Below are 25,234 nucleotides of genomic sequence, written 5' to 3' on the forward strand. Positions count from 1 at the left end.
CGGAAAAATAAGTAGTACATCGGCACACTATCGAGTTCTCACACAACACGCGCATACCAGGACCACATGGTCGAACCATCCGGTCCGTGGCAGCAGGATTGGAGTCTACATCATCCGCGCCGCGACCGCAAAGTCGGGCTGAATCGGAGGTGAACTCCCGGCCAACGCCTGCGCGCTGACCCGGCTTACAGTACACACCTCCCCCGCCAACGGCAAAACCGCAGCTCAGCGGTGGTGCCGGCCGGCCCCCTCGCGGCGGATGTCCGCGCCCAGGGCGGAGAGCGTGGCCACGAAATCCGGGTAGCCGCGGTCGATGTGGAACACGTCGTGGACCTCGGTGACCCCGCCGGGCTCGGCGCACAGCCCCGCCAGCACCAGCCCGGCGCCGGCCCGGATGTCCGAGGCCCACACCGGTGCGGAGCTGAGCCGCTCCTTGCCCCGGATCATCACGTGGTGGCCGTCGATGGTGGCCTCCGCGCCGAGCCGGATCATCTCGTCGACGAAGCGGAACCGGGACTCGAAGACGTTCTCGGTGAGGATGGAGGCGCCCTCGCTGACCGCGGCCAGGGCGATCGCCATCGGCTGCAGATCGGTGGGGAAGCCCGGGAAGGGCAGGGTCTGGTAGTTCACCGCGCGCAGCCGGCCCACCCCGCGCACCCGGAAGCCCGCCGGGTAGGACTCCACCTGGGCCCCGGCCACCCGGAGCTTCTCCAGGGGCAGGTGCAGGTGGATCGGGTCGATGCCGCCGACGGTGACGTCGCCGCCGGTCATCGCCGCGGCGTAGGCCCAGGTGCCGGCGACGATCCGGTCGCCGACCACCTCATGCTCGGCCGGGTGCAGCCGCTCCACCCCGTCCACGGTGATCGTGTTCGTGCCGGCGCCGTCGATCCGGGCGCCCATGGACACGAGCATCTCGCAGAGATCCACGATCTCCGGTTCCCGGGCGGCGTTGTCCAGGGTGGTCACCCCCTCGGCGAGCACCGCGGCGGTGAGGATGTTCTCGGTGGCGCCCACCGAGGGGAAGTCCAGCTTGATCCGGGCCCCGCGCAGCCGGCCGGCCTCCGCGACCAGGCAGCCGTGCTCGATCCGGGTGCTCGCGCCGAGCTTCTCCAGGCCCAGCTGGTGCATGTCCAGCGGCCGGGAGCCGATCGCGTCGCCGCCGGGCAGCGCCACCACGGCCCGCCGGCAGCGGGCGGTGAGCGGGCCCAGCACGCACACCGAGGCCCGGAACTGGCGCACCGCGTCGAAGTCCGCCCGGGGGGAGAGATCCCCGGGCACGGTGATCGCCACGGTGTCCCCGCTGTGCTCCACGGTGCAGCCCAGGCCCTCCAGCACATTGCGCATCAGGGGCACGTCGTCGATGTCCGGGCAGTTGCGCAACACCGTGGTGCCCTCGGCGAGCAGCGCCGCCCCCATCAGCTTGAGCACGGAGTTCTTCGCGCCGGAGACCCGCACCTGACCGTTGAGCCGGGCTCCGCCGCCGACGAGGAATCGTTCTTGGTCCACGGCTCAACCCAATCACATTTCCGCGCCTAGGGTTGGGAGCATGTCCGTGCATCTCACCCGCATATACACGCGCACCGGCGACGACGGCAGCACCGGGTTGGCCGACTTCTCCCGGGTGCCCAAGGACGATCCGCGGCTGGTCGCCTACGCCGACTGCGAGGAGGCCAATGCCGCGATCGGCGCGGCCCTGGCGCTGGCCGAGGTGCCGGAGGCCATTGCCGGGGTGCTGCGGGAGGTGCAGAACGATCTCTTCGACGCGGGGGCGGATCTGGCCACCCCGGTGGTGCCGGAGCCGAAGCATCCGCCGCTGCGGATCCGGCAGGACTACATCGACCGGCTGGAGCGCCACTGCGATCGCTTCAACGCGGATCTGCCGGCGCTGGACTCGTTCATCCTGCCCGGGGGCACCCCGGCGGCGGCGCTGCTGCATGTGGCGCGCACCGTGGTGCGCCGCGCGGAGCGCTCGGCGTGGACGGCGGTGCGGGAGCACCCGGGGGACTGCTCGGCGCTGCCGGCGAAGTACCTCAACCGGCTCTCCGATCTGCTGTTCATCCTGGCCCGGGTGGCCTCGGCGGGCGCGGAGGTGCGCTGGCGCCCCGGCGGGGACCGGGATCCGGACGGGGCCGGCGCCGGAGACTAGGCCGTGGCGCGCCGGCGGCGCCGGGCGCTCAGGGCAGGGCGCCGATCCGGCGGGCGGCGTTGACCGCCTCGTAGCGGGTGTGCGCGCCGAGTTTGCGCATCACCGAGCGCAGGTAGGACTTCACCGTCTCCGCGCCGATGCCCATCTCCTCGGCGGCCTCGACGTTGGTGTGGCCCAGGGCGACGCAGGCCAGCACGTCGAGCTCCCGGGCGGAGAGCTTGGTGGTCTGCTTCACCCGCACCGGGGAGACCATCTGGTCGCAGAGCTCCTCCAGCTCCTCGCGGACCATGTCGTCCTCGATCCGGTTGGCGAGCATCCGCAGCCGGGAGTGCGTGGAGCGCACCTGCTCCCATTCCGCCCCGTTCATCACCCGGCGGCTCTTGCCGGGGCCGCCGCGGTCCATGGAGCGGCAGGCGTCGGCGATGGCCAGGTCCTGCTCCAGGCAGCGGGCGGTCATGGTGACCTCCTCGAGGACCTTGTCGCCCAGCCGCACCGAGGAGTGCACCCCGGAGTAGAGCACCCCGCGGATGTTGCGGTTGACGATCACCGGCACCGCGACCAGGGAGTGCAGCCCCTCGTCGCGGATCGCCTCGTCGTATTCGTGGGTGATCACCTTCGCGCGCAGGTAGTCGCTGACCCCCACCGGCCGGCGGGTGGCCAGCACCCGGCCGCCGACCCCGGCGCCGGCCTCGACCAGCAGGTCGTGCAGGGCCGGGGTGCGCAACCCCACCCAGTGCGAGATCTTCAGCTTGCCGGGCTCCGCGACCTCGCCGTACATGGTCACCGGGATGCCCGTGACGTTCTTGAGGTTGATCAGCGCCGAGCGGATCACCTCGTTGTCGTCGGCGATGCGGTGGGGGTCCATCCAGCTTCCTCCTGCTGACGCGCCCCGTACATCGCCCGGTGGTCCGTCAACCCCGAGCGGGGGCAGGTTTCGGTTCATGGGTGATTATACCCGCGAACCGGGCATGGGAACAGGGGACGCTTCGTGACCCGGGTGAGGTCCGTCGCCCCCGCGGGGCACCCCCGGCCCCCGGCGGCCACCCCTACTCGCCGCGATCCCACCGCGGGGTGCGCTTCTCCACGAAGGCGGCCATGCCCTCGGCCCGGTCCGGGGTGGCGAACAGGGCGTGGAAGATCCGGCGCTCATAGTGCACGCCCTCGGCCAGGGAGACCTCGAAGGCGCGGTCCACGGCCTCGGTGGCGGCGTAGGCCGCGGCCAGCGGGCGCTCCGCGATGGTGGCGGCGATCTCGGCGACGGCCTCGGCGAAGCCCTCTAGGGGCAGCACCCGGGCGACCAGCCCGGAGCGCTCGGCCTCCTCGGCGTCCATCATCCGGCCGGTGAGCACCAGGTCCATCGCCTTGGCCTTGCCCACCGCCCGGGTGAGCCGCTGGGAGCCGCCCATGCCCGGGATCACGCCGAGGGTGATCTCCGGCTGCCCGAATTTGGCGTTGTCCGCGGCGAGCAGCACATCGCCCATCATGGCCAGTTCGCAGCCGCCGCCGAGGGCGTAGCCGGACACCGCGGTGATGATCGGGGTGCGCACCTTCTGCAACCGGTCCCAGGCGGCGAAGACGTCGTCGATGACGATGTCGGGGTAGTCCAGCCCGGCCATCTCCTTGATGTCCGCGCCGGCGGCGAAGGCCTTCTCGGAGCCGATGATCACGATCGCGCCGATGCCGCGGTCCCGGTCGAATTCCTCGGCGGCGCCGACCAGCTCGGCCATCACCCGCGTGTTGAGCGCGTTGAGGGCCTTGGGCCGGTTCAGGGTGATCGTCGCGACGCGGCCGTCGACGGCGGTGCGGATGGTCTCGTGGGCGTCCATGGGGGTCCTCGCCTTCCTCGGGTGTTGCGGGGTCAGTCCCCATTTCTACCCGGCCCACCGGGCCTCGGGTATCCTTATCGGTGCATCAGGTCCCCTCCCCGGGGCCCGGCCCCCTCCTCCATGGGGCCGCCCCCGGGGCGGGGCGAAAGAGGGAATCCGGTGCGAATCCGGAGCTGTCCCGCAGCGGTCAGCTGGAACGAAAGCCGTCAGATGGCACTGGGAGGCCACTCCCGGGAAGCGACGGCCGGTAGGAAGACCGCCCGCGTGGGGTTCTGCCGAACAGGCAGTCGTCAAGGCCCCCGCGGGTCGGCCCGCCAGCGAGCCCGAATACCTGCCTGGTGTGCCGGATCGACCGGTCCGGCCCAGGGGACGCCCGTGGACAGGCGTGACGTGGAAGAAACCGGCGGGGCCCGCGACAGCCCCGTCCTCGGCGATCGCGCCTGTCCATGGGTCGTCCCGTCACTTGACGAGGATCAAGGAGACCCCTCATGCACGCCGATCGACCCCTCTTCGCCTCCACCGTCGGGGGCTTCCCGCGCAATGGGCCGCACCGCGAGCTCGAGCGCGCCATCACCGCCCACCGCGCGGACCCGGACGATCCGGACGCCGCGGCCGCGCTGGCGGACACGGCCGGGCGGCTCAACGCCTCCCCCGTCGCCCGGGCCACCGCCGCCGGGCTGGAGTCGGTGCCGGTGGGCACCTTCTCCTTCGGCGACCGGATGCTCGACGCCGCGGTGCTCTGCGGCGCCCTGGGCCCCGGGCCCGGCGCCGGGGCGCCGGGCCCGGCGGGGCTGCCCGCCTGGTTGGGCGACTACCTCGACGCCCGGGAGCGCCGGCCGATGCGCCGCTGGTTCGGCACCCCCCTGGAGTACGCGGTGCCGGCCCTGGACCCGGGGCGCCCCCTGGCCGCTGACCCCGGGTTCCTGCTGGACCAGGTGCGCGCCGCGCGCCGGCTGCACGCCCCGGCCCGGGCGGTGCTGATGGGCCCGGCGACCTTCCTGGCCCTGGCCGAGGACGCCCCGCTGCATCGGCTCGCCGAGCTGGTGGGGGTGCACCGCCGGATCCTGGACGCGCTGGCCGGCACCGGGGTGCGCTGGGTGCAGTACGACGAGCCGATCCTCGCCGCCGCCGGGGCCCCGGCCGCCGCGCCCGGGGCGCTGCGGCGGCTGGTCGAGCACGCCCACGGCCGGGGCCTGCGGGTGCTGGTGAACACCTTCCGGGGCGACGCCGCCCGGGCGGTGGGCGCCCTCGCCGGGGTCGGCGCCGACGCCGTCGGCCTGGACCTGGTCACCTCCGGGCTGCCGGAGCTGCGGCCCCTGCCGGAGCGGACCCTGGTGGCCGCCGGGGTGATCGACGCGCTGAGCCCCTGGCGCACCGATCTGGACGCCGCCCTGGGTCTGCTCGCCCCGATCGCGGCGACCCGCCCGGTGGCGGCGTCGACCTCGGCGCCGCTGGTGCACCTGCCCTGGTCGGTGGCCGCCGAGGAGCCTTCGGCGCGGCTGCGCCCCCGCCTGGCCTACGCCGCGGAGAAGGTCGCCGAGGCGGTGGACCTGGGCCGGGCGCTGCACTACCCGGGGGCGAAGCGCCGCCCGGAGTTCCTGCGCTCCCGGCGGGCCCGCGCCTGAGCCGGGGCCCCGGCCGCGCCGCCGCACCCGGTCCGGGTGCGGCGGCGCCCGTTCAGCCCCCGGCGCCGGGATCGTCGCCGGGGTCGAGCAGGTCCTCCGGCCGGGTCACCGATCGGCCGAGCGCCGCGGAGACCAGCGGCGCCCATGGCGGGGTGAGCCGGGCCCGGGCGGCCAGCGCGGGGTCGGCGAGCAGCTCCGCGGCGGGGCCGGTCCGCGCCCGGCCGTCGACCAGCACCGCGGCATGCTCGGCGAACTCCCAGGCGCTGTCCACGTCATGGGTGGCCATCACCACCGCGGTGCCGGCGGCGTGCAGCCGGCCCAGGGTGGCCATCAGCCGCCGGGTGGCGGCCGGGTCCAGCCCGGCGGTGGGCTCGTCGAGCAGCAGCACCTCCGGCTCCATGGCCAGCGCCCCGGCGAGGGCGACCCGCTTGCGCTGGCCGAAGGAGAGCTGGTGCGGCACCCGGTCGGCGAGGTGGGCGACCTCCGCGGCCGCCATCGCCGCGGCCACCCGCCGGTCGATCTCGGCGCGGTCCAGGCCGAGGTTGGCCGGCCCGTAGGAGACGTCCGCGGCCACCGTGGTGGCGAAGAGCTGGTCATCGGGGTCCTGCAGCACCAGCTGCACCCGGCGGCGCAGCCGGTTGCGGCCCCGCCGGTCCCGGCGGTAGGGCGCCCCGTCCAGGGTCAGCCGCCCGGCGGCCGGGTCGATCGCCCCGGCGAGCAGCCGCAGCAGCGTGGATTTGCCGGAGCCGTTGGCGCCGAGCACCGCCAGCCGGTCGGCGACCGCGATATCGAGGTCCACCCCGCGCAGCACCTCCCGGCCGGGATGCCGGAAGACCACCCCGCGGGCGGAGAGGATCGGCCCGGCCATCAGACCACCGCCCACAGCGCGGCCACCGCGGCCAGGGTCGCCGCGGCGGCGGCGAGGAAGCGGGCGTCCCGGGGCCGGGCGGCGGCGACCACCGCGGTGGCCCCGGGTTCCGCGCGCAGCGCCAGGCCCTCCTGCAGCCGGCGGGCCCGGCCGATGGCGAGCACGAACAGGTTCGCCGACTGGGCGGCGACCCCGGTGAGCAGGCCGCGGCGGGTGCGGTGGCCCAGCCGCTGCGCCTGGGCCTCGTGCATGGACCGCGCCGACCCGGCGAGCACCCCGATCATCCGGTAGGTCAGCTCCGCGACCTGGGACACCGCCGCGGGCACGCCATGCCGGCCGAGCCAGTTCAGCAGCTCCGCCAGCGGGGTGGTCAGGGCGAAGGCCACGGTGCAGCCCATCCCGGCGATGGAGCGGGCGACGACCTCCGCGGCCCGCCGGGGCCCGGTGGGCGAGAAGGCCAGCCCGTCGGCGCCGACGGAGAACAGCAGCGGGCCGATGCCGAGCACCACGAAGGCCGCGGGCGCGGCGAGCAGCACCAGGTACAGCCGGGCCGGCACCCGGGCCAGCCGGGCGGCGACCACGGCGCAGAGCAGCACCGCCGGGGCCACCGGCCAGGGCGGCCCGGCCACCGCCAGCAGCAGCAGCCCGCCGAAGAGCAGGATCTTCTCGCCGACGTTGCGCCGGGCCCAGCGGCTGCGCGCCGCCGCGGCCTCGAGCGCGTTCACCGCCCCCGGCGGCCGGCGCCGCCCCGGTACCAGCCCAGGGCGTAGCCGAGCACCCCGCCGCCGATGCCGGCCTGCAGGGCGAACAGGCCCGATTCGACCTCGCCGGGCAGCTCCCCGGTGATCGACTCGAACCAGGGCTCGTAGCCGGGGTGCACCTCGGCGACGACGTCCTCGGCGGCGCCGTCGGTGCCGCCGAAGGGCTCCTCGGCCTCCGGGTCGCCGAAGTTCAGCAGCATCGGGAAGGCCGCGAGCACGACCGTGGCGCCCACCAGGGCCGCGGTGACCAGGGGGTTGTTGCGCCGGGTGGCACGATCCGGGGTGGCGCTCATCGGGCCACCGCCGTGTCCGCGGCCGCCATATCGGCGGTGACCACCTCGGCGCCGGCGTCATCGAGCCGGTCCCCGGGGCGCAGCACGCCCAGGTCGAGCAGTTCGGCCGGGGCGACCGCGCGCAGGGCGCGCACCACCAGCACGGTGAGCAGGCCCTCGATCACGGCCAGCGGGATCTGGGTGATCGCGAAGATGCCCATGAAGGCCACCAGGGCGCCGCCGACGCCGCCGGGCTCGGCGGGGTGCGCCAGCGCCAGCTGCGCGGAGGTCACCACGTAGGTGGAGAGATCCGCGACGAAGGCGGCGGCGAACACCGCCGGCAGCAGCCCCCCGCCGAGCCGGCGGGTGAGCAGGTAGGCCCCGTAGCCCAGCCAGGGGCCGACCACCGCCATGGAGAAGGCGTTCGCGCCGAGGGTGGTGATCCCGCCGTGGGCGAGCAGCAGCGCCTGGAAGAGCAGCACCACCGTGCCCAGCAGCGCCATCACCGGGGGCCGGAAGAGCACCGCGCCGAAGCCGGTGCCGGTGGGGTGGGAGGTGGATCCGGTCACCGAGGGGATCTTCAGCGCCGAGAGCACGAAGGTGAAGGCGCCGGCGGCGCCGAGCAGCACCCCCGAGCCGGGATGTTCCTTGAGTACGCGTCCGGCCCGCCAGGCGCCGTGCGCCACGAAGGGGGCGGCGGCCGCCCCCCACGCGATGCAGTGGCCCAGGGGCAGGAAGCCTTCCGCGATATGCATGGCCGTCGTTCTGCCTTGTCCGCGCGGCCGGCACCTCGCGGCCGCGCCCGTTCCTCCGCGGGCGCCGGTCGGCGCCGCGGTCGGATCCCGGCCGGTCTCCTGGCTGACGGGGCACCCGCGGGCCGCGGGATCCGCCCGGCGCCTTCCCGGCCGCCGGCGGGCCTTTGCCATCGGCCCGCCGCCGCCGGTGGCCTCCGCCGGGCGGGGTCACCCCGATCACAGTGGCGAGGGCCGCCGCCCATTCGCAGGGCGTTCCCGGGCACCGTGATCCACCACCCAGGATACCGGGTGGTTTCGGGTCCCTCCCGATAGCATCTCCTGGACGGGGGGAGGAAGGGAAGCCTGCGCGCCCGCGAATTTAGACGAACCGGTCTGTACTAATCCGGGATCGGCGGGTACCGTGTCGGTACGCACCCGACGAAAGGACCCCTCCCCATGACGATCCACGACAACGTCACCGACCTCATCGGCGGCACCCCCCTGGTCCGGCTGCCCCGGATCGGCGCCGATCTCCCCGGCGAAATCATCGCCAAGCTGGAGTCGGCCAACCCCGGCAACTCGGTCAAGGACCGGATCGGCCGGGCCATCGTCGACGCCGCCGAGGCCGCCGGCGAGCTGCGCCCCGGCGGCACCATCGTCGAGGGCACCTCCGGCAACACCGGGATCGCGCTGGCCATGGTCGGCGCCGCCCGCGGCTACCGGGTGGTGCTCACCATGCCGGACACGATGAGCATGGAGCGCCGGGTGGTGCTGCGCGCCTTCGGCGCCGAGCTGGTGCTCACCCCCGGGGCCGAGGGCATGAAGGGGGCGGTGGAGAAGGCCCGCGAGATCGTCGCCGGGGAGGACAACGCCATCCTGGCCTCCCAGTTCGCCAACCCCGCCAACCCGGCGGTGCACGAGGCCGGCACCGGCCCGGAGATCTGGGAGGGCACCGGGGGCGCGGTGGACTACCTGGTCGCCGGGATCGGCACCGGCGGCACCATCACCGGCGCCGGCCGGCACCTCAAGGGGCGCAACCCCGACCTGCGGGTGATCGGCGTGGAGCCGGCGGCCTCCCCGCTGCTCACCGAGGGCACCGCCGGCCCGCACAAGATCCAGGGCCTGGGCGCGAACTTCATCCCGGAGGTGCTCGACCGCGCCGTGCTCGACGAGGTGCTCGACGTCTCCAACGAGGACGCGATCGCCGCGGCGCGCCGGCTGGCCGCCGAGGAGGGCATCCTCGCCGGGATCTCCGCCGGGGCCGCGGTGGCGGCCGCGGCGCGGGTCGCCGCCCGGGAGGAGGCCGCCGGGAAGCGGATCGTGGTGATCATCCCCGATTTCGGGGAGCGCTACATCTCCACGGTGCTCTTCGACGACCTGCGCGGGTGATCTAAGCTACGGGGCATGCCGACGCTGCTCGCCCTGCTCAAGGAGGACCTCGCCAACGCCCGCGCGCATGACCCGGCCGCGCGCGGCGATGTCGAGAACGCCCTGGTCTACTCCGGGCTGCACGCCATCTGGATGCACCGGCTGGCGCACCGGATCTGGTGCCGGGGCGGGGCGGGCCGGGGCGTGGCCCGGGTGCTGGCGCAGGTCGCCCGCTTCCTCACCGGGATCGAGATCCACCCGGGGGCGACCATCGGCCGCCGCTTCTTCATCGACCACGGCATGGGCGTGGTGATCGGGGAGACCACCGAGATCGGCGATGACGTGATGCTCTACCACGGGGTCACCCTCGGCGGGCGCAGCCTGGAGAAGGTCAAGCGCCACCCCACCATCGGCGACGGGGTGACCGTCGGCGCCGGGGCGAAGGTGCTCGGCCCGGTGACCATCGGCGCCCGCTCCGCGATCGGCGCCAACGCGGTGGTCACCCGGGACGCCCCGGCGGACTCCATCCTCACCGGGGTGCCGGCGACGATCCGGCCCCGGCGCGCCGATCAGCGCCGCCCGCTGGTGGACCCGGGCTGCTACATCGTCGGCGACGGCGACGGCATCTGAGCCGCCGCCCCTCCCCCCCCCCCCCGGCCGGCGGGGGCCCGCCCGGCTCAGCCGACCAGGTCGGCGTAGTCCGGGTTCTTCTCCAGGAAACGCGCCACCGCGCTGCAGGTGGGCCGGATCCGCAGGCCCCGGGCGCGCACGTCGTCGAGGGCGCCGCGCACCAGCGGGGCGGACAACCCCCGGCCCCGGAACGCCGGATGCACCACGGTGTGGTGGAAGTCGAGCACCCCGGTGCCATCGTCGGCGTAGGCGGCGAAGCCGGCCTCGGCCCCGTCGACGTCCAGGACGTAGCGGGCGGCGGCGGGCTCATGTCGGATCTCGGTCATGACTGCTCCTCACGGTAGCGGATGGGCGGTTCCCCGGGATGCTCGTCGGCGCGGCCGACGGCGACCCGGCAGGGCAGGTGCCCCTCGGCGACGGCGCGCTCGGCGGCGCGCCCGGTGCGCCAGCCGGGGCTGACCGCATCGGCCAGCGGCACCGACAGGTCCGCCAGCTCGGCGTGGCCGAGGCCGGGGACGACGACGGTGATCCGCTGATGCCGGCGCGGCCCCGGGTCCGCGCCCGGGTTGGCCCGGGCCCAGGACTCCGCCAGCGCCTCCAGGGTCGGCGAGGGCGGCATCACGTCCTCGTGCACCTCGGCGCCGGAGTCCGGCAGCAGCTCGCCGAGCACCGCGCGCACCCGCTCCGCGGCGGCGGCGCGCTGGGCGGCGTCGGCGTAGATGAAGATCCGCACCACCGAGGGCAGGGTGGCGTCGTCGGAGAGGGTGCCGGGGGAGGCGAATTCGACCGTCATGGTTCGACATCGTACCGGCAGCGCGAAACGGCGGGCCCGGATGTCCGGGCCCGCCGCGGGCGGTGGCCAGAAGCGGGATCGAACCGCTGACCTTCCACTTTTCAGGCGGACGCTCTACCAACTGAGCTATCTGGCCGGAAACCCCCGGGATACCGGGGGCGTCCTGCGACCCTGACGGGACTTGAACCCGCGACCTCCGCCGTGACAGGGCGGCGCGCTAACCAACTGCGCCACAGGGCCTCATACCGCGCCCCGGGCTCGCCCGGGGCACAAGCGGTTACTCTACACAGCCGCCCGCAATCGGCAAAATCCCCAGGTGGCGGGGGTTATCGGGCCGGAGGGGAGGAAAACGGGGCGCGGGGCGCCGGCCCTTCGGCCGACGCCCCGCGCCCCTCTTTGGCGACCCTGACGGGACTTGAACCCGCGACCTCCGCCGTGACAGGGCGGCGCGCTAACCAACTGCGCCACAGGGCCATGTTCGATTGTGCGGGACGGGACCGCCCCGCCGCGGCCGGGTGGTACTCCCTACGGGATTCGAACCCGCGCCGCCGCCTTGAAAGGGCGGTGTCCTAGGCCGCTAGACGAAGGGAGCTCGCCCGCATGCCGCCCCCGCGCGGGGGCGACGACGAAGAGCTTAGAGCACACCGCCGGAGGCGGCAAAAACGCCCCCGGCCCGGCGCGGACGACGGCGGCCGGGACCGGCCGGGGCACCCGCCCCGGCCCGGCCCCGGCCGCCGCCTGCGGTGGGCCCCGTGGGGCTCGAACCCACGACCTACGGATTAAAAGTCCGCGGCTCTACCAACTGAGCTAGAGGCCCGCGGGACAGTGTAGCGGCCCGCGCGCGCGAGGCGGATACCCCCGCGGGCATCGGGAACCTTCCGCGGCGCCCAGCCGACTAATTGACGAATCACCTAAATTCCCGGAGGCCCCTGTGGACATCGTCGACATCTCGCGGTGGCAATTCGGCATCACCACCGTCTACCACTTCATCTTCGTGCCGCTGACCATCGGACTCGCCCCGATGGTCGCGCTCATGCAGACCATCTGGGCGGTGACCCGCGATGAGCGCTGGGATCGGCTCGCCCGCTTCTTCGGCACCATCCTGCTGGTCAACTTCGCGATGGGCGTGGCCACCGGCATCGTCCAGGAGTTCCAGTTCGGCATGAACTGGTCGGAGTACTCCCGGATGGTCGGCGACGTCTTCGGCGGCCCGCTGGCCCTGGAGGGCCTGGTCGCCTTCTTCATGGAGTCGGTGTTCCTCGGCCTGTGGATCTTCGGCCGCGGCCGGATCCCGGTGTGGGCGCACACCGCGGCGATCTGGCTGGTGGCCATCGGGGTGAACGTCTCCGCCTACTTCATCATCGTCGCCAACTCCTTCATGCAGCACCCGGTGGGCGCGGTGTACAACCCGGACACCGGCCGGGCGGAGCTGGTGGACATCGTGGCGCTGCTCACCAACCCCACCGCCCTGGCCGCCTTCCCGCATGCGGTGGCCGGCTCCTTCCTCACCGCCGGCACCTTCGTGCTCGGCATCGCCGGCTGGTGGATGATGCGCGACCGGGACCGCGCCGAACGGCACCGCCCGGCGCTCACCATGGGCCTGTGGACCACCGTGGTGTCCTCCGTGGCGGTGTTCCTCACCGGCGACATCCAGGCGAAGCTGATGTTCGTGCAGCAGCCGATGAAGATGGCCTCCGCGGAATCGCTGTGCCGCACCGAGACCGACCCGTGGTTCTCGGTGCTCACCATCGGCACCCACAACAACTGCGACTCGGTGCGCCACCTCATCGAGCTGCCCTGGGTGCTGCCCTTCCTCGCCGAGGGCCGCTTCTCCGGGGTGACCCTGCAGGGGGTGCAGGATCTGCAGGCCCAGGCGGTGGCCAGGTTCGGCCCCGGCAACTACACCCCGAACCTCTTCGTCACCTACTGGTCCTTCCGCGCCATGATCGGGCTGATGGCCGGCTCCCTGGCGCTGGCCGCGATCTCCTGGTGGCTCACCCGCGGCGGCCGGCTGCCCGCCGGCCGGGCCGGGCGGCTGCTCTCCCTGGCCTCCCTGGCGGCGCTGCCCTTCCCCTTCCTCGCCAACTCGGCGGGCTGGATCTTCACCGAGATGGGCCGCCAGCCCTGGGTGGTGCACCCCAACCCGGAATCCGCCGGGGATCCGCGCACCGAGCTCATCCGGATGACCGTGGACATGGGGGTCACCGACCACGCCCCGCTCAACGTGATCATCTCCCTGGTCGGGTTCACCCTGGTCTACGCCGCCCTGGCGGTGGTGTGGTTCCGGCTGCTGCGCCGGGTGGTGCGCGCCGGGCTGCCGGAGGGCCCCGCCGGAGCGCCGCCGGCGGCCGGCGGCGACGGGCCCGACCCCGGCGAGGGGGCGGATCCGCAGGCGCCCCGACCCGTCCGTTTCACCGCCGCGGGCGGCCCCGCGGGCAAGGAGTCCTGACATGTCCGGCATCGATCTGCCCCTGCTCTGGTTCATCATCATCGCCTTCCTCTTCGCCGGGTACTTCCTGCTGGAGGGCTTCGATTTCGGCGTCGGCATCCTGCTGCCGGTGCTCGGCCGGGACGAGGCCCGGCGGGCGGCGCTGCTGCGCACCATCGGCCCGGTGTGGGACGGCAACGAGGTGTGGCTGATCACCGCCGGCGGGGCGCTGTTCGCCGCCTTCCCGGAGTGGTACGCCTCCATGTTCAGCGGGTTCTACCTGCCCCTGTTCCTCATCCTGCTGGCGCTCATCGTGCGCATCGTGGGCCTGGAGTGGCGGGCCAAGGTCGACGGGGATCGCTGGCGGGCCTGGTGCGACGCCGGGATCATCATCGGCTCCTGGGCCCCGCCGGTGCTGTGGGGGGTGGCGGTGGCCAACCTGGTCGCCGGGGTGCCCGCGGACGCGCACCTGGTCTACCCGCTGCTGCGCCCGGTGGGCCTGCTCGGCGGGGCCGGGCTGACCGCGGTGTTCGTGCTGCACGGGCTGACCTTCCTGCGCCTGAAGACCGCCGGGGCGCTGCGCGCGGAGGCCGGCCGGCTCCTCGCCCCGGTGGCGGCGGCGGCGATCCTGCTCGGCGGGGCCTTCGCGCTGGTGGTGCAGCTCGGCCACGGCAAGGACTGGACCTGGGCGGCGGCCGGGGTCGCCGCGGCGGGGCTGCTGGCCGGGGCCGCCGCCGCGGCCCGGGGCCGCGACGGGATCGCCTTCACCGCCACCGCGGCGGCCGTGATCGCGGTCACCGTGCTCGCCTTCGGCGCCATGTTCCCCCTGGTGTGGCCGGGCCTGGACGTGCACGCGGCGGCCTCCAGCGCGTACACCCTGAAGGTGATGACCTGGGCGGCGGCGGTGATGACCCCGCTGGTGATGATCTACCAGGGCTGGACCTACTGGGTGTTCCGCCGCCGGATCACCGCCGAGCGGGTCGGATGAGGCCGATCGATCCGCGGCTGCTGCGGATCTCCCGGCCCACCCGGCGCTGGATCGCCCTCGCCGCGGCGCTCTCCGCCGCCGGCACCCTGGCCACCATCGGCGCCGGGCTGCTGGTCGGCGCGATCGCCGCGGCCGTGATCGAGGGCCCCGCCCCCGGGGCGCCGGTCCCGCGCACCCTGCTGGCCGCCCTGGTCGCCGTGGGCGCGGCCCGCGGCCTGATCGCCTGGGCGCGGCGCCGGCTGGGCCGCCGGGCCGCCGCGGCCGCGGTGGTCGACCTGCGCGCCCGGGCCCTGGCCCGGCTCGCCGAATCCGATCCGCGCACCGTGGACCGGGCCCGCTGGCGCACCCTGCTGCTCGACGGGATCGAGGGCCTGGGCCCCTACCTCACCGGGTTCCTGCCCGCCCTGGCGGCCACCGCGATCGCCTCCCCGGCGGCGCTGGGGGTGCTGTGGTGGCTGGACCCGGCCTCGGCGGCGATCGCGGCGGTCACGCTGCCGCTGATCCCGCTGTTCATGTGGCTGGTGGGCACCCTGACCCAGGGCCGCACCGAACGCCGGCTGCGCGATGTGGGGGTGCTCGCCGACCAGATGCTGGATCTGGTGGCGGGGCTGCCCACGCTGCGCGCGCACCGGCGCACCGCCACCCCGGCGGCGGAGATCCGGCGGCTGTCCGGGGCGCACCGGGAATCGACCATGGCGGTGCTGCGGGTGGCCTTCCTCTCCGGGTTCGTGCTGGAGTTCCTGGCCACCCTGTCGGTGGCCCTGGTCGCCGTCGGGATCGGCTTCCGGCTGCTGGACGGGTCGATCACCCTCGCCGCGGGGCTCACCGTGCTCGTGATCGTCCCGGAGGCCTACCAGCCGGTGCGCGAGGTCGGCGCCCGCTTCCACGACGCCCAGGACGGGCTGACCGCCACCGGGGAGGTGCTGGCGCTGCTCGACGGGGCCGCCGGCGCCGGCGTCGCCGGCGCCGCCGCACGGGACCGCCACCCCGGTGCGGCGCCGCCGGCGCGGGGCATCCGGGTGGAGTTCCACCGGCTCACCGCCCGCGGCCGGGACGGCGCCCGGCCCCGGGATCTCTGCGGCGTCGCCGAACCGGGGGCGGTGACCGTGCTCGCCGGGCCGAACGGCTCCGGCAAATCCACCGCGCTGCTGGCCCTGCTGGGCATCGCCGTGGACGGGGTCACCGGGGTCGCCCGGGCGGTGGCCGCCGAGGGGGAGCTGCGCGGCGCCGCGCTGTGGGCGCGCACCTCCTACCTGCCGCAGCGCCCGGCGCTGACCCCGGCCCTGGTCGGCGACGCCTCCGGGCTGAGCCTGGGCCAGCGGCAGCGCGCGGCGGTGGCCGCGGAACTGGCCCGGGGCCGGGAGCTGCTGCTGCTCGACGAGCCGACCGCGCACCTGGACCAGGCCAACGCCGCCCGGATGCTCACCCGGCTGCGCGCCGAGGCCGACCGGGGCGCCACGGTGCTCATCGCCTCCCATGATCCCCTGGTGCTCGCCGCCGCCGATCACGTGGTGGAGGTGGGCCGATGATCCGGGCGGTGCTGGCCGGCACACTCACCCTGCTGGCCTCGATCGGGCTCACCGCCACCTCCGCGTGGCTCATCACCCGGGCCTGGCAGATGCCCCCGGTGCTGGATCTGGCGGTGGCGGTGACCGCGGTGCGCGCCCTGGGCATCTCCCGGGCGGTGTTCCGCTACGTCGATCGGCTCGCCGCCCACGATCTGGCGCTGCGCCGGGCCGAGCGGGCCCGGGCCGGGGCGTACGCGGCGGTGGCCGCCGCCCCGCCGGAGCGGGTGGCCGGGCTCACCCGGGGGGCGCTGCTGACCCGGCTGGGCGCGGACGTGGACGCGCTCACCGAGGAGACGGTGCGCGCCCGGGTGCCGGCCCGGGTGGCGCTGGCCACCTCCGCGGTGGCGGTGGCCGGGGTCGCCGCGGCCTCCCCGGCGGCGGCCGCGGTGCTCGCCGCCGGGCTGGCCGCCGCGGGCCTGGCCGCCCCGGCGCTGGCCGCCCGCGCCGAGCGGCGCTCCGGGGCGCGGCGGGCCCGGGCCACCCAGGACCACGTCGCCGCGGTGGACCGGGTGCTCGCCGATGCGGCGGTGCTGCGGGTGCGCGGAACACTGCCGGAGGCCCTGGCGGAGGCGGATCGGGCGGCGCGCCGGCTGGCCGCCGCCGAGGAGCCCGACGCCGCCGCGGCCGGGCTGGCCGCGGCCTCGGCGACGTGGACGGTGGCCGGGGTGCTCGCGGTGGTGCTCGCCGCCGGACCGCAGTCCCCGCAGTGGGTGGGCGTGCTGGCGCTGCTGCCGCTGGCCGCCTTCGAGGCGGTCGCCGGCCTGCCCGCCGCGGCGGTGACCAGGGAGCGCGCCCGCGCCGCCCGGTCGCGGCTGGCCGGCCTCGCCGGGGCGGACGAGCCCGCCCCGGCCGCGCCCGGCGCGCCGGCCGAGGCGGCGCAGGCGGCGGAGGCCGATCCGGAGCCCCGGCTGCGGGCGCGCGGCCTGGAGCTCATCCGCGGCAGCCTCGGCACCGTGGACCTGGACCTGCCCTTCGGCTCCCGGCTGCGGGTGACCGCGCCCTCGGGGGCGGGCAAGACCACCCTGCTGCTCACCCTGGCCGGGCTGCTGCCCGCCGCGGCCGGCCGGGTGCGCCCCGGCGGGGACCGGATCACCTGCATCACCGAGGACGCGCACGTCTTCGCCACCACCATCCGGGACAACCTGGCGCTCGGCGCGCCGGAGGCCACGGACGCGGAGATGGCCGCGGTGCTCGCCGCGGTGGGCCTCGGCGACTGGCTGGCCGGGCTGCCCCGGGGGCTGGCCACGGTGCTCGCCGGCGGCGCCGGGGATCTCTCCGGGGGCCAGCGCCGTCGGCTGCTGCTGGCCCGGGCGCTGCTCACCGAATCGCCGATCCTGCTGCTCGACGAACCCGACGAGCACCTCGACGACGCCGGCGCGGCGGCCCTGGAGCGGCTGCTGGCCGCCCCGGAGCTGCCCGGGGCGCGGCCGCGGCGCACCGTGGTCGTCGCCTCCCATCCCCGATTTCACGCCGGGCTGCTGCCGGTGCGACAATTCCCGGCGTGACCGCGCTGCGCATCGGACCCCTCGACCTGGCCTCGCCGGTGATCCTGGCCCCCATGGCCGGGGTCACCGACGCGGCCTTCCGCACCCTGTGCCGGGAGCGGGAGCGGGCGCTGACCGGCACCGTCAGCGGCCTCTACGTCTGCGAGATGATCACCGCCCGGGCCCTGGTCGAGCGCAATGAGAAGACCCTGCGGATGACCGCCTTCGCCCCGGACGAGTCGCCCCGGTCGATGCAGCTCTACACCACCGACCCGGAGTGGACCTTCCGGGCGGCGCGGATGATCGCCGAGGAGGGCATCGCCGATCACCTGGACATGAACTTCGGCTGCCCGGTGCCGAAGGTCACCCGGCGCGGCGGCGGGGCGGCGCTGCCCTACAAGCGGCGGCTCTTCGCCGACATCGTCGACGCCGCGGTGCGCGGGGTCGCCGACTCCGGGATCCCGGTGACCGTGAAGTTCCGGGTGGGCATCGACGAGGGGCACAAGACGCACCTGGACGCCGGCCGGATCGCCGCGGACCAGGGGGCGGCGGCGGTGGCGCTGCATGCGCGCACCGCGGCGCAGCGCTACTCCGGCACCGCGGACTGGTCCGAGATCGCCCGCCTGGTGGAGCACATGTCCGGCACCGGGGTGCCGGTGCTGGGCAACGGGGACATCTTCGCCGCCGGCGACGCCCGGGCGATGATGTCCGCCACCGGCTGCGACGGGGTGGTGGTGGGCCGCGGCTGCCTGGGCCGGCCCTGGCTGTTCGCGCAGCTCTCCGCGGATCTGCGCGGGGCCCCGGTGCCGCCGGCGCCGACCCTGGCGGAGGTCGCCGGGATCATCTCCCGGCACGCCCGGCTGATGGCGCACTTCGACGACGAGGCCCGGGCCTGCCGGGACATCCGCAAGCACATCGGCTGGTACCTGCGCGGCTACCCCGCCGGGGGCCGGCTGCGCGCCGAGCTGACCCGGGTGCGCGGGCTCGACGAGCTCGACGAGCTGCTGGCGCCGCTGGCCGAGGGCGAGCACGCCGGGGCGCGGCCGGTGGACGCCGACGGCCCGCGGGGCCGGCAGGGCTCCCCGGCCAAGGTGGCGCTGCCGGAGGGCTGGCTCGACGATCCGGAGGATCCGAGCGTGCCGGCGGGGGCGGATCTCATGCACTCCGGGGGCTGAGCGGCGCCGCGCGCGGGCGGGCCGGGGCCTCTACTATGGGGGACCATGCGCACCGTGTACCGAGAGCAGATGGACACCTTCGCCCATGATCTCATCCTCATGTGCGATCACATCCACGCCATGCACCGCAACGCGGCCCGGGCGCTGCTCGAGGCGGACCTGGAGCTGGCCGAATCGGTGCTCTCCGAGGTGGATCGGCTCGACGAGCTGCGGGTGCGCTGCGAGGACCGGGCCTTCGAGCTGCTCGCCCTGGAGGCCCCGGTGGCCCGGGACCTGCGCCAGATCGTCTCCGGGATCTCGATCGTGGAGGATCTCTCCCGGATGGGGGCGCTGAGCGTGCACATCGCCACCACCGCCCGGCGCCGGCACCCGGAGCGCACCCTGCCGGCGGACGTGGAGGGCTTCTTCCGGGAGATGGCCTCGGTGTGCGGGCGGATCACCGAGTCGATGCGGGAGATCCTGATCACCTACGACGTGGAGCTGGCGCTGTCCATGGCCCAGGACGATGACGGGGTCGACGACATCCACCACCACCTGTTCACGCTCACCACGAACGAGGATCGGTGGCCGCACGGCTCCCGGGCCACCGTGGACGTGACCCTGCTGTCCCGCTACTTCGAGCGCTACGCCGATCACGCCGTGGAGATCGCCGCCCGGGTGGTGTACATGGCCACCGGGTACAAGCCGGCGGAGTACCTGGACCGGCGCGAATCCGAGGCCGACGACCGCCAGATCCGGGAGCGGCTGGCGAAGCTGGAGCGGCATTTCGACAACTAGGGGCCCCGCGCCCGCGGGCCCGCCCCGGGCGCCGCGACGCCCCGCCGGCCGCGATCGCGGCGGGCGGGGCGTCGCCCTCCCCGGGCGGGGCTCAGCCGAAGCGGCCGGAGATGTAGTCCTCGGTCTCCTTCTTGTCCGGGTTCTCGAAGATCTTGCGGGTGTCGCCGACCTCCACCAGCTCCCCGGGCTTGCCGGTGGCCTCCAGGGAGAAGAAGGCGGTCTGGTCGGACACCCGGGCCGCCTGCTGCATGTTGTGGGTGACGATGACGATGGTGAACTCCTCCTTGAGCTGGTGGATCAGATCCTCCACGGCCAGGGTGGAGATCGGGTCCAGCGCGGAGCAGGGCTCGTCCATGAGCAGCACCTCCGGCTCCACCGCGATCGCGCGGGCGATGCACAGCCGCTGCTGCTGGCCGCCGGAGAGCCCGCCGCCGGGCTTGTCCAGGCGGTCCTTGACCTCCTCCCACAGGTTCGCCGAGCGCAGCGAGCGCTCCGCGACCTCGCGCAGCCGGGCCTTGTCGCGCACCCCGGACAGGCGCAGCCCGGCGACCACGTTGTCCTCGATGGACATGGTCGGGAAGGGGTTGGCCTTCTGGAAGACCATGCCGATGGTGTTGCGCACCGCGACGGGGTCGACCTTGCGGTCGTAGATGTCCTCCCCGTCGAGGAGCACCCGGCCGGTGACCCGGGCGCCCGGGATGACCTCGTGCATCCGGTTCATGGAGCGCAGGACGGTGGATTTGCCGCAGCCGGAGGGGCCGATGAAGGCGGTCACGGAGCGCGGCGGCACATGCAGGTTGACGTTCTGCACGGCGTGGAAGTCGCCGTAGTAGATGTCGACGTCGTGGAGGTCGAGGCGCTTGGCCATGGTGGGGCGGTACCTTTCGGGCGGTCGGGGCGGCCGGGCCGGGGCGGGTCGCGCCCCGCCGGCGGCGGGCGGGGCTAGTTTTTGACGGAGAACTTCGCGGAGATGAGCCGCGCGATGACGTTGATGGCCGCGATGATGAGGACCAGGGTCAGCGCCGCGCCCCACATCTTGTCGAAGGCCGAACCGGTGGAGCCGGACTTGTACATGTCCAGCATGAACAGCGGCAGCGAGGACTGGGACTGGCCGAAGGGGTCCCAGGTGATGATCCGGGAGGTGGCCACCAGGATGAGCATCGGCGCGGATTCGCCCATCACCCGGGCCACCGCGAGCATCACCCCGGTGACGATCCCGGACAGCGCGGTGGGCAGCACGATCCGGGCGATGGTCTTCCACTTCGGCACGCCCAGGGCGTAGGAGGCCTCCCGCAGGTCGGCGGGCACCACCCGCAGCATCTCCTCGGTGTTGCGCACCACCAGCGGCAGCATGAGCAGCACCAGGGCCAGGGAGACCGCGAACCCGGAGCGGCTCATCCCGAACATGACCACCCACATGGAGTAGATGAACAGGCTGGCCACGATGGAGGGCACCCCGGAGAGGATGTCCACGGTGAAGGTGGTCACCCGGCCCAGCCGGGAGCCGCCGGCGTACTCGACGAGGTAGATGGCCACGAACACCCCGACCGGGATGGTCAGCGCGGAGGTGACCACCGCCTGCACCAGGGTGCCGACGATGGCGTGCGCGGCCCCGCCGGCGGCGGCGCCGGCGGTGACCCCCAGCTGGGAGGTGGACCACCAGGCGGGGTCGAGCACCATCGGCAGCCCGCGGCGGACCACCTCCAGCAGCACCCAGGCCAGGGGGATGAGCGCGGCGGCCATGGACAGGTGGATGACCGCGGTGGCCAGCCGGTCCCGGGACAGCCGGGCGGCGGAGATCGGGGTGAAGGTGGTCTCCGCGGTGGGCACCGGCGCGGCGGCGTCGAGTGCGGTGTCGTCTCGGTTCATGGGGATCAGCCCTTGTTCTTCGCCACCGCGCGGGCGGCGGTGTTGACCAGGAAGGTGAGCAGGAACAGCACCAGGCCGGCGGACATGTAGGCGCCGGCCTTGAGATCGTCGTTGAACTCCGGCGCCGCATTGGCGATCGCGGTGGCGAAGGTGGTGCCGCCGTCGAGCAGGGAGGCGCGGAAGGAGGAGGTCGGCGCGATCACCATGTACAGCGCCATGGTCTCGCCGAGGGCGCGGCCCAGGCCGAGCATGGATCCGGAGATGTACCCGGATTTGCCGAAGGGCAGCACCGCCAGCCGGGTGGTCTCCCAGCGGGTGGCGCCCAGCGCCAGGGCGGCCTCGATATGCCCGCGCGGGGTCTGCGTGAACACCTCGCGGGTGGTCGCCGCGATCACCGGCAGGATCATGATGGCCAGCACCACCCCGCCGGTGAAGAGGTTGCGCCCGGTGGCGTAGGCCGGGGAGTTGGCGTAGTGGGTGAACAGGAAGAGGCCGCCGGCGCGGGTGCCGAGGAACTCGTAGAGGGCGGACAGCGCCGGGCCCAGGGCCATGAAGCCCCACAGGCCGTAGACGATGGAGGGCACCGCGGCGAGCAGGTCCACCAGGAAGGACAGCGGGCGCACCAGCCGCTTCGGGGCGTAGCTGGTGAGGTAGATGGCGATGCCCAGGGCCACCGGCATGGCCAGGGCCAGCGCCACCAGGCTCACCGTCACCGTGGCCAGGAACAGGTTCGGGATGCCGAAGGCCATCGCGGAGGTGTCGGAGAGGTCCCAGTCCGCGGAGTAGGTGAGGAAGTTCGCGGCGTTGTTGCCCAGGGCGGGGGCGGCGCGCAGCAGCAGGAACACCGCGATGGCCACGATCATGGCCGTGGTCAGGGAGGAGGAGCCCACCGCGAGCAGCCGGAAGATCCGGTCGCCGGGGCGCACCACGGACGCGGCGGCGTCCGGGGCCGGGGCGGCCGGCGGCGCGGCGGGGGGCTCCTCGCGGGCCGGGGACCGGGTGCCGGTCGCGGGCGCGGGGGTGATCATGTCCATTCGGTCCTTCGCTTCTCGATCCCGCCCCCGCCGCCCGCGCGGGGGCGGCGGCGGGGCGCGGCGGGGCTAGTTGATGGAGTCGACGGCGGCGGCGAGCTTGTCCTTGAACTCGCCCTCCACCGGGATGTAGCCCAGCTCGGCGAGCTCCTCGTCCTGGCCGGTCTCCAGCACCACGTGCAGGAAGTTCTTCAGCAGGTCCCGGGTCTGCTCGTCGTAGCCGGCGGAGCAGACGATCTCGTAGGTGGTGAGCACCAGCGGGTAGGCGCCGGACTCGGTCATCGCGAACAGCTTCTCCGCGTCGACCACCATGTTCGCGCCCTCCCCGGAGTACTCCAGGTTGGACAGGGCGGTGTTCACCGTCTCCGGGGTGAGCTCCACCGGGCCGGCGCCGAAGTCGATGGCGGCGATGCCCAGGCCCTTGTCCTTGGCGAAGCCGGACTCGACGTAGGTGATGGCGCCCGGCACCTGGGAGACCTCGTCGGCCACCCCGGCCGAGCCGCTGGCCCCGGAGCCGGTGGCCGAGGGGAAGGACTTGGAGTGCTCGAGGCGCCAGTCCTCCGGGGCGGCGGCGGAGAGGAACTTCATGAAGTTGTCGGAGGTGCCGGACTCCTCGGAGCGGTACACCACCTTGATCCCCTCGGCGGGCAGCGCCACGCCCTCGTTGACCTCGGCGATCGCCGGGTCGTCCCAGGAGGTGATCTTCCCGTCGAAGATCCGGGCGATGAGCGAGGGGGTCAGGGTCAGGTCCACGCCCTCGAGGTTGTAGGCCACCGCCACCGGGCCGATCACCATCGGCAGGTGCAGGGCGTCGTTGCCGCCGCAGCGCTCCTTCGCGGCGGCCACCTGCTCATCCTTCAGCGGGGAGTCGGAGCCGGCGAAGGCGACCTGGCCGTCGATGAACCGGGACTGCCCGGAGCCGGAGCCGGTGGCGTTGTAGGACAGGGTGGAGCCGGGGGCGGCGACCTCGAACAGCGAGGCGAACTGGTCCATGGCGCGCTGCTGCGAGGTGGCGCCCTCGCCCTGCAGCTCGCCGCTGACGTCGGCCAGGCCCTCGACCTGGTCAGCGCCGGTGCCGCCGCCCTCGGAGCAGGCGGTGAGGGCGAGGCCGGCGGCGGCGGCGAGGCCGAGGGCGGCGAGGCGGGTGGGGCGGTGGATCACGGGGTTCCTCCGGGGTTCGGGGGCCGGCCCCCGCGTGGGCGGGCGCGGCCCGGGGTCTGGGCCGGCGGGGGCCGGGTCGGCCCCACGTCCGCGAGCGAAGGTAGGCGGCGCGGGTGGCCGCCGCCTGGTCGGCGGATGAACCCCGGGTGAACGGGGGGCGTAACTTCGGTGCGCGGCCGTGATCCGCGTCACATTCCGGTGGGGCGGCGGGCTCAGCCGTAGAGCACGTCGCGCCGGGAGACGGTGAAGCCCAGCCGGCGGTACACCGCCACCGCGGCGTCGTTGTCGCCCTCCACGTAGAGGATCACCCGGCGGCAGCCGCGCCCGGCCAGGTGCGCCAGCCCGGCGCGGGTGAGCCACCCCCCGGCGCCGCGGCCGCGGGCGGCGTCGGCCAGCCCGATCACGTAGACCTCGCCGACGCCGTCGGGGTGCACCTTGGTCCAGTGGAAGCCCACGATCGTCCCGTCCGCGTCCACGGCGAAGAGCACCCCGGCGGGGTCGAACCAGTCGGTGTCCCGGGCCCGGCGCAGCTGCGCCGCGTCCCAGCCGCCCTGCTCCGGATGCCAGTCGAAGGCCTCGTTGTTCACCGCCAGCCAGGCCGCGTCCACCGCCGCCGCGCCGAGCCGGGCCCGGGCGGCGGGCAGATCCTCGATGCGCAGCCCCGCCGGGGCGGGGCCGGGGTCGGCCGGCGGATCGGCCAGCGTCATCTGCAGCAGGGTGCGCGTCGGCGCCAGCCCCGCGGCCGCGGCCAGGGCGCGGGCGGCGGGCAGATCCCCGTGCGCCCACACCTTCGCCGGGGCGACCGCGGCGAGCAGCCGGGCGCCGATCCCGCGGCGGCGGTGGGCGGGGTGCACCGCCAGTTCGGCGATCCCCCCGGCGGCGTCGGTGACCGCCACCCCGGCGCCGTCGAGCACCAGGGCGGAGTCCAGCCGGCGCAGCTGCGCCTCCCCCACCGGGGCCACCCCGTCGGCGGCCGCGGCGGCGTCGATGATCTCGCGGGCGTTCACGATCCGGTTCAGCGCTCCTCGGGTTCGACGACCTTGTAGCCGACGTTGCGCACCGTGGCGATGAGCCCCTCGTGCTCGGGACCGAGCTTGGCGCGCAGCCGCCGCACGTGCACGTCCACGGTGCGGGTGCCCCCGCGGTACTCGTAGCCCCACACGTCCTGCAGCAGCTGCGCCCGGGTGAACACCCGGCCGACGTTGGCCGCCAGGTAGCGCAGCAGCTCGAACTCCTTGTAGGTCAGATCCAGCTGCCGGCCGGCGACCCGGGCGGTGTAGGTGTGCTCGTCGACCTCCAGATCGCCGACCGCGATGAAGGCGTCCTCGTCGTCCTCGGTGACCGGCACCGGCCGCCGGCTGAGCAGCAGCCGCAGCCGGGCGTCGATTTCCGCGGGCGAGGCCACCGGCAGGATGAAATCGTCGATCGCCCAGGAGCCGTCCAGGGCGATCAGGGCGGTGTCCACCGCCAGCACCGCCACCGGCAGATCCGGGTTCGCCCCGGCGATCAGCCGGCACAGTTCGCGCACCGCCAGCAGGTTCGGCCCGGTGGCGTCGATGAGGACCACGGTGGCGTCGTCCAGCATCGTGGCGGCCTCCGGGGTCGCCGGCAGCCGCACCACCTCATGGTTGAGCAAACCGAGCGTGGGCACCTTCGATCGGATGTCCGGGTCCGTGCTCACGAGCGCCAGGCGCACTTCGCCACTCTCCTCCCGCAACGGGTCCTTGCCG

The 25,234-nt window shown here is 74.6% G+C and carries 25 protein-coding genes, 5 tRNA genes and 2 riboswitches; of the genes, 10 read left to right on the forward strand and 20 right to left on the reverse strand.

Annotation, left to right across the window (positions count from 1 at the left end; translation table 11 throughout):
- Window positions 1-225: 225 nt before the first annotated feature.
- Entirely contained in the window at window positions 226-1,506 is a 1,281-nt protein-coding gene (gene murA, locus CSPHI_RS09655; RefSeq protein ID WP_075692847.1) for a UDP-N-acetylglucosamine 1-carboxyvinyltransferase, read from the reverse strand.
- 40 nt (window positions 1,507-1,546) lie between these two features.
- Between murA and CSPHI_RS09660 the strand changes: the two genes are divergently transcribed.
- Window positions 1,547-2,146 (forward strand): cob(I)yrinic acid a,c-diamide adenosyltransferase, encoded by a 600-nt coding sequence (locus tag CSPHI_RS09660; RefSeq protein ID WP_075692849.1) that lies wholly within the window; start codon window positions 1,547-1,549, stop codon window positions 2,144-2,146.
- A 28-nt stretch (window positions 2,147-2,174) separates the two neighbouring features.
- Here CSPHI_RS09660 and ramA read toward each other — a convergent pair whose 3' ends face one another.
- A complete protein-coding gene (gene ramA / locus CSPHI_RS09665) occupies window positions 2,175-3,011 on the reverse strand; it encodes an acetate metabolism transcriptional regulator RamA (RefSeq protein WP_075692851.1) in 837 nt (278 codons plus the stop codon).
- Window positions 3,012-3,192: 181 nt separating this feature from the next.
- Window positions 3,193-3,972, reverse strand: coding sequence for an enoyl-CoA hydratase (locus tag CSPHI_RS09670; RefSeq protein ID WP_075692853.1), 780 nt, complete (start codon window positions 3,970-3,972; stop codon window positions 3,193-3,195).
- Window positions 3,973-4,078: 106 nt separating this feature from the next.
- A riboswitch (cobalamin riboswitch) is annotated at window positions 4,079-4,325 on the forward strand.
- 135 nt (window positions 4,326-4,460) lie between these two features.
- Between CSPHI_RS09670 and CSPHI_RS09675 the strand changes: the two genes are divergently transcribed.
- Window positions 4,461-5,597 carry a hypothetical protein gene (locus CSPHI_RS09675; RefSeq protein ID WP_075692855.1) on the forward strand — a complete coding sequence of 379 codons (1,137 nt, stop codon included), beginning with the start codon at window positions 4,461-4,463 and terminating at the stop codon, window positions 5,595-5,597.
- Between the two features lie 52 nt (window positions 5,598-5,649).
- Here the strand turns inward: CSPHI_RS09675 and CSPHI_RS09680 are convergent, their stop codons facing one another.
- From CSPHI_RS09680 to CSPHI_RS09695, 4 genes are read right to left on the reverse strand one after another with little or no spacing between them, the layout of a single operon-like run.
- Window positions 5,650-6,465, reverse strand: coding sequence for an energy-coupling factor ABC transporter ATP-binding protein (locus CSPHI_RS09680; protein ID WP_075692857.1), 816 nt, complete (start codon window positions 6,463-6,465; stop codon window positions 5,650-5,652).
- Window positions 6,465-7,190 carry a cobalt ECF transporter T component CbiQ gene (gene cbiQ / locus CSPHI_RS09685; protein WP_075692859.1) on the reverse strand — a complete coding sequence of 242 codons (726 nt, stop codon included), beginning with the start codon at window positions 7,188-7,190 and terminating at the stop codon, window positions 6,465-6,467. Before cbiQ ends, CSPHI_RS09680 begins: the two co-directional genes overlap by 1 nt.
- Complete coding sequence (locus tag CSPHI_RS09690; protein ID WP_075692861.1) at window positions 7,187-7,519, reverse strand: energy-coupling factor ABC transporter substrate-binding protein; 333 nt, start codon at window positions 7,517-7,519, stop codon at window positions 7,187-7,189. Before CSPHI_RS09690 ends, cbiQ begins: the two co-directional genes overlap by 4 nt.
- Window positions 7,516-8,253: an energy-coupling factor ABC transporter permease gene (locus CSPHI_RS09695; protein WP_075692863.1), complete on the reverse strand. Its 738-nt coding sequence runs from the start codon at window positions 8,251-8,253 to the stop codon at window positions 7,516-7,518. Before CSPHI_RS09695 ends, CSPHI_RS09690 begins: the two co-directional genes overlap by 4 nt.
- 72 nt (window positions 8,254-8,325) lie before the next feature.
- Window positions 8,326-8,535, reverse strand: a riboswitch (cobalamin riboswitch).
- A gap of 153 nt (window positions 8,536-8,688) precedes the next feature.
- Between CSPHI_RS09695 and cysK the strand changes: the two genes are divergently transcribed.
- Both cysK and epsC read left to right on the forward strand, forming a co-directional pair.
- On the forward strand, window positions 8,689-9,621 hold the full coding sequence (gene cysK, locus CSPHI_RS09700) for a cysteine synthase A (protein ID WP_075692864.1): 933 nt from the start codon (window positions 8,689-8,691) through the stop codon (window positions 9,619-9,621).
- Between the two features lie 15 nt (window positions 9,622-9,636).
- Window positions 9,637-10,230: a serine O-acetyltransferase EpsC gene (epsC, locus tag CSPHI_RS09705; RefSeq protein WP_075692866.1), complete on the forward strand. Its 594-nt coding sequence runs from the start codon at window positions 9,637-9,639 to the stop codon at window positions 10,228-10,230.
- A 47-nt stretch (window positions 10,231-10,277) separates the two neighbouring features.
- On the opposite strand, the gene CSPHI_RS09710 is transcribed toward epsC, so the two are convergent.
- The 7 genes from CSPHI_RS09710 to CSPHI_RS09740 form a co-directional block, all read right to left on the reverse strand.
- Complete coding sequence (locus CSPHI_RS09710; RefSeq protein WP_075692868.1) at window positions 10,278-10,556, reverse strand: GNAT family N-acetyltransferase; 279 nt, start codon at window positions 10,554-10,556, stop codon at window positions 10,278-10,280.
- A complete protein-coding gene (locus CSPHI_RS09715; protein ID WP_075692870.1) occupies window positions 10,553-11,023 on the reverse strand; it encodes a hypothetical protein in 471 nt (156 codons plus the stop codon). Before CSPHI_RS09715 ends, CSPHI_RS09710 begins: the two co-directional genes overlap by 4 nt.
- Before the next feature lie 63 nt (window positions 11,024-11,086).
- Window positions 11,087-11,159 (reverse strand) — tRNA-Phe (locus CSPHI_RS09720).
- A 30-nt stretch (window positions 11,160-11,189) separates the two neighbouring features.
- Window positions 11,190-11,263: transfer RNA gene (locus CSPHI_RS09725), tRNA-Asp, on the reverse strand.
- A gap of 157 nt (window positions 11,264-11,420) precedes the next feature.
- Window positions 11,421-11,497, reverse strand: a tRNA-Asp gene (locus tag CSPHI_RS09730).
- 42 nt (window positions 11,498-11,539) lie between these two features.
- Window positions 11,540-11,615: transfer RNA gene (locus CSPHI_RS09735), tRNA-Glu, on the reverse strand.
- Between the two features lie 152 nt (window positions 11,616-11,767).
- Window positions 11,768-11,840, reverse strand: a tRNA-Lys gene (locus CSPHI_RS09740).
- A 114-nt stretch (window positions 11,841-11,954) separates the two neighbouring features.
- Between CSPHI_RS09740 and CSPHI_RS09745 the strand changes: the two genes are divergently transcribed.
- Genes CSPHI_RS09745 through phoU form a run of 6 tightly spaced genes read left to right on the forward strand, consistent with a single transcriptional unit; the run spans window position 11,955 to window position 19,443 of the window.
- Window positions 11,955-13,472, forward strand: coding sequence for a cytochrome ubiquinol oxidase subunit I (locus CSPHI_RS09745; protein ID WP_075692871.1), 1,518 nt, complete (start codon window positions 11,955-11,957; stop codon window positions 13,470-13,472).
- A 1-nt stretch (window position 13,473) separates the two neighbouring features.
- A complete protein-coding gene (gene cydB / locus CSPHI_RS09750; protein WP_084210361.1) occupies window positions 13,474-14,439 on the forward strand; it encodes a cytochrome d ubiquinol oxidase subunit II in 966 nt (321 codons plus the stop codon).
- Window positions 14,436-15,968, forward strand: coding sequence for an ABC transporter transmembrane domain-containing protein (locus CSPHI_RS09755; RefSeq protein ID WP_075692873.1), 1,533 nt, complete (start codon window positions 14,436-14,438; stop codon window positions 15,966-15,968). The genes cydB and CSPHI_RS09755 overlap by 4 nt, the downstream gene beginning before the upstream one ends.
- A complete protein-coding gene (gene cydC, locus CSPHI_RS12070; RefSeq protein WP_075692875.1) occupies window positions 15,965-17,512 on the forward strand; it encodes a thiol reductant ABC exporter subunit CydC in 1,548 nt (515 codons plus the stop codon). Before CSPHI_RS09755 ends, cydC begins: the two co-directional genes overlap by 4 nt.
- 53 nt (window positions 17,513-17,565) lie before the next feature.
- Window positions 17,566-18,666: a tRNA dihydrouridine synthase DusB gene (dusB, locus tag CSPHI_RS12075; RefSeq protein WP_245803414.1), complete on the forward strand. Its 1,101-nt coding sequence runs from the start codon at window positions 17,566-17,568 to the stop codon at window positions 18,664-18,666.
- Between the two features lie 45 nt (window positions 18,667-18,711).
- On the forward strand, window positions 18,712-19,443 hold the full coding sequence (gene phoU / locus CSPHI_RS09770; protein ID WP_075692879.1) for a phosphate signaling complex protein PhoU: 732 nt from the start codon (window positions 18,712-18,714) through the stop codon (window positions 19,441-19,443).
- A 91-nt stretch (window positions 19,444-19,534) separates the two neighbouring features.
- Here the strand turns inward: phoU and pstB are convergent, their stop codons facing one another.
- From pstB to CSPHI_RS09800, 6 genes are all read right to left on the reverse strand, one after another.
- The gene (pstB, locus tag CSPHI_RS09775; protein ID WP_075692881.1) at window positions 19,535-20,311 is read right to left on the reverse strand and encodes a phosphate ABC transporter ATP-binding protein PstB; all 777 of its coding nucleotides are present in this window, start codon (window positions 20,309-20,311) and stop codon (window positions 19,535-19,537) included.
- Window positions 20,312-20,385: 74 nt separating this feature from the next.
- On the reverse strand, window positions 20,386-21,312 hold the full coding sequence (gene pstA, locus CSPHI_RS09780) for a phosphate ABC transporter permease PstA (RefSeq protein ID WP_075692883.1): 927 nt from the start codon (window positions 21,310-21,312) through the stop codon (window positions 20,386-20,388).
- 5 nt (window positions 21,313-21,317) lie between these two features.
- Entirely contained in the window at window positions 21,318-22,340 is a 1,023-nt protein-coding gene (gene pstC / locus CSPHI_RS09785) for a phosphate ABC transporter permease subunit PstC (protein ID WP_075693998.1), read from the reverse strand.
- A gap of 72 nt (window positions 22,341-22,412) precedes the next feature.
- Complete coding sequence (gene pstS, locus CSPHI_RS09790) at window positions 22,413-23,504, reverse strand: phosphate ABC transporter substrate-binding protein PstS (protein ID WP_084210362.1); 1,092 nt, start codon at window positions 23,502-23,504, stop codon at window positions 22,413-22,415.
- 212 nt (window positions 23,505-23,716) lie between these two features.
- Window positions 23,717-24,511 (reverse strand): mycothiol synthase, encoded by a 795-nt coding sequence (gene mshD, locus CSPHI_RS09795; protein ID WP_245803307.1) that lies wholly within the window; start codon window positions 24,509-24,511, stop codon window positions 23,717-23,719.
- Window positions 24,512-24,519: 8 nt separating this feature from the next.
- Window positions 24,520-25,200 carry a winged helix-turn-helix transcriptional regulator gene (locus CSPHI_RS09800; protein ID WP_075692885.1) on the reverse strand — a complete coding sequence of 227 codons (681 nt, stop codon included), beginning with the start codon at window positions 25,198-25,200 and terminating at the stop codon, window positions 24,520-24,522.
- Window positions 25,201-25,234: the final 34 nt, after the last annotated feature.

Source organism: Corynebacterium sphenisci DSM 44792 (assembly GCF_001941505.1).
In the GTDB taxonomy this organism is placed as follows: domain Bacteria; phylum Actinomycetota; class Actinomycetes; order Mycobacteriales; family Mycobacteriaceae; genus Corynebacterium; species Corynebacterium sphenisci.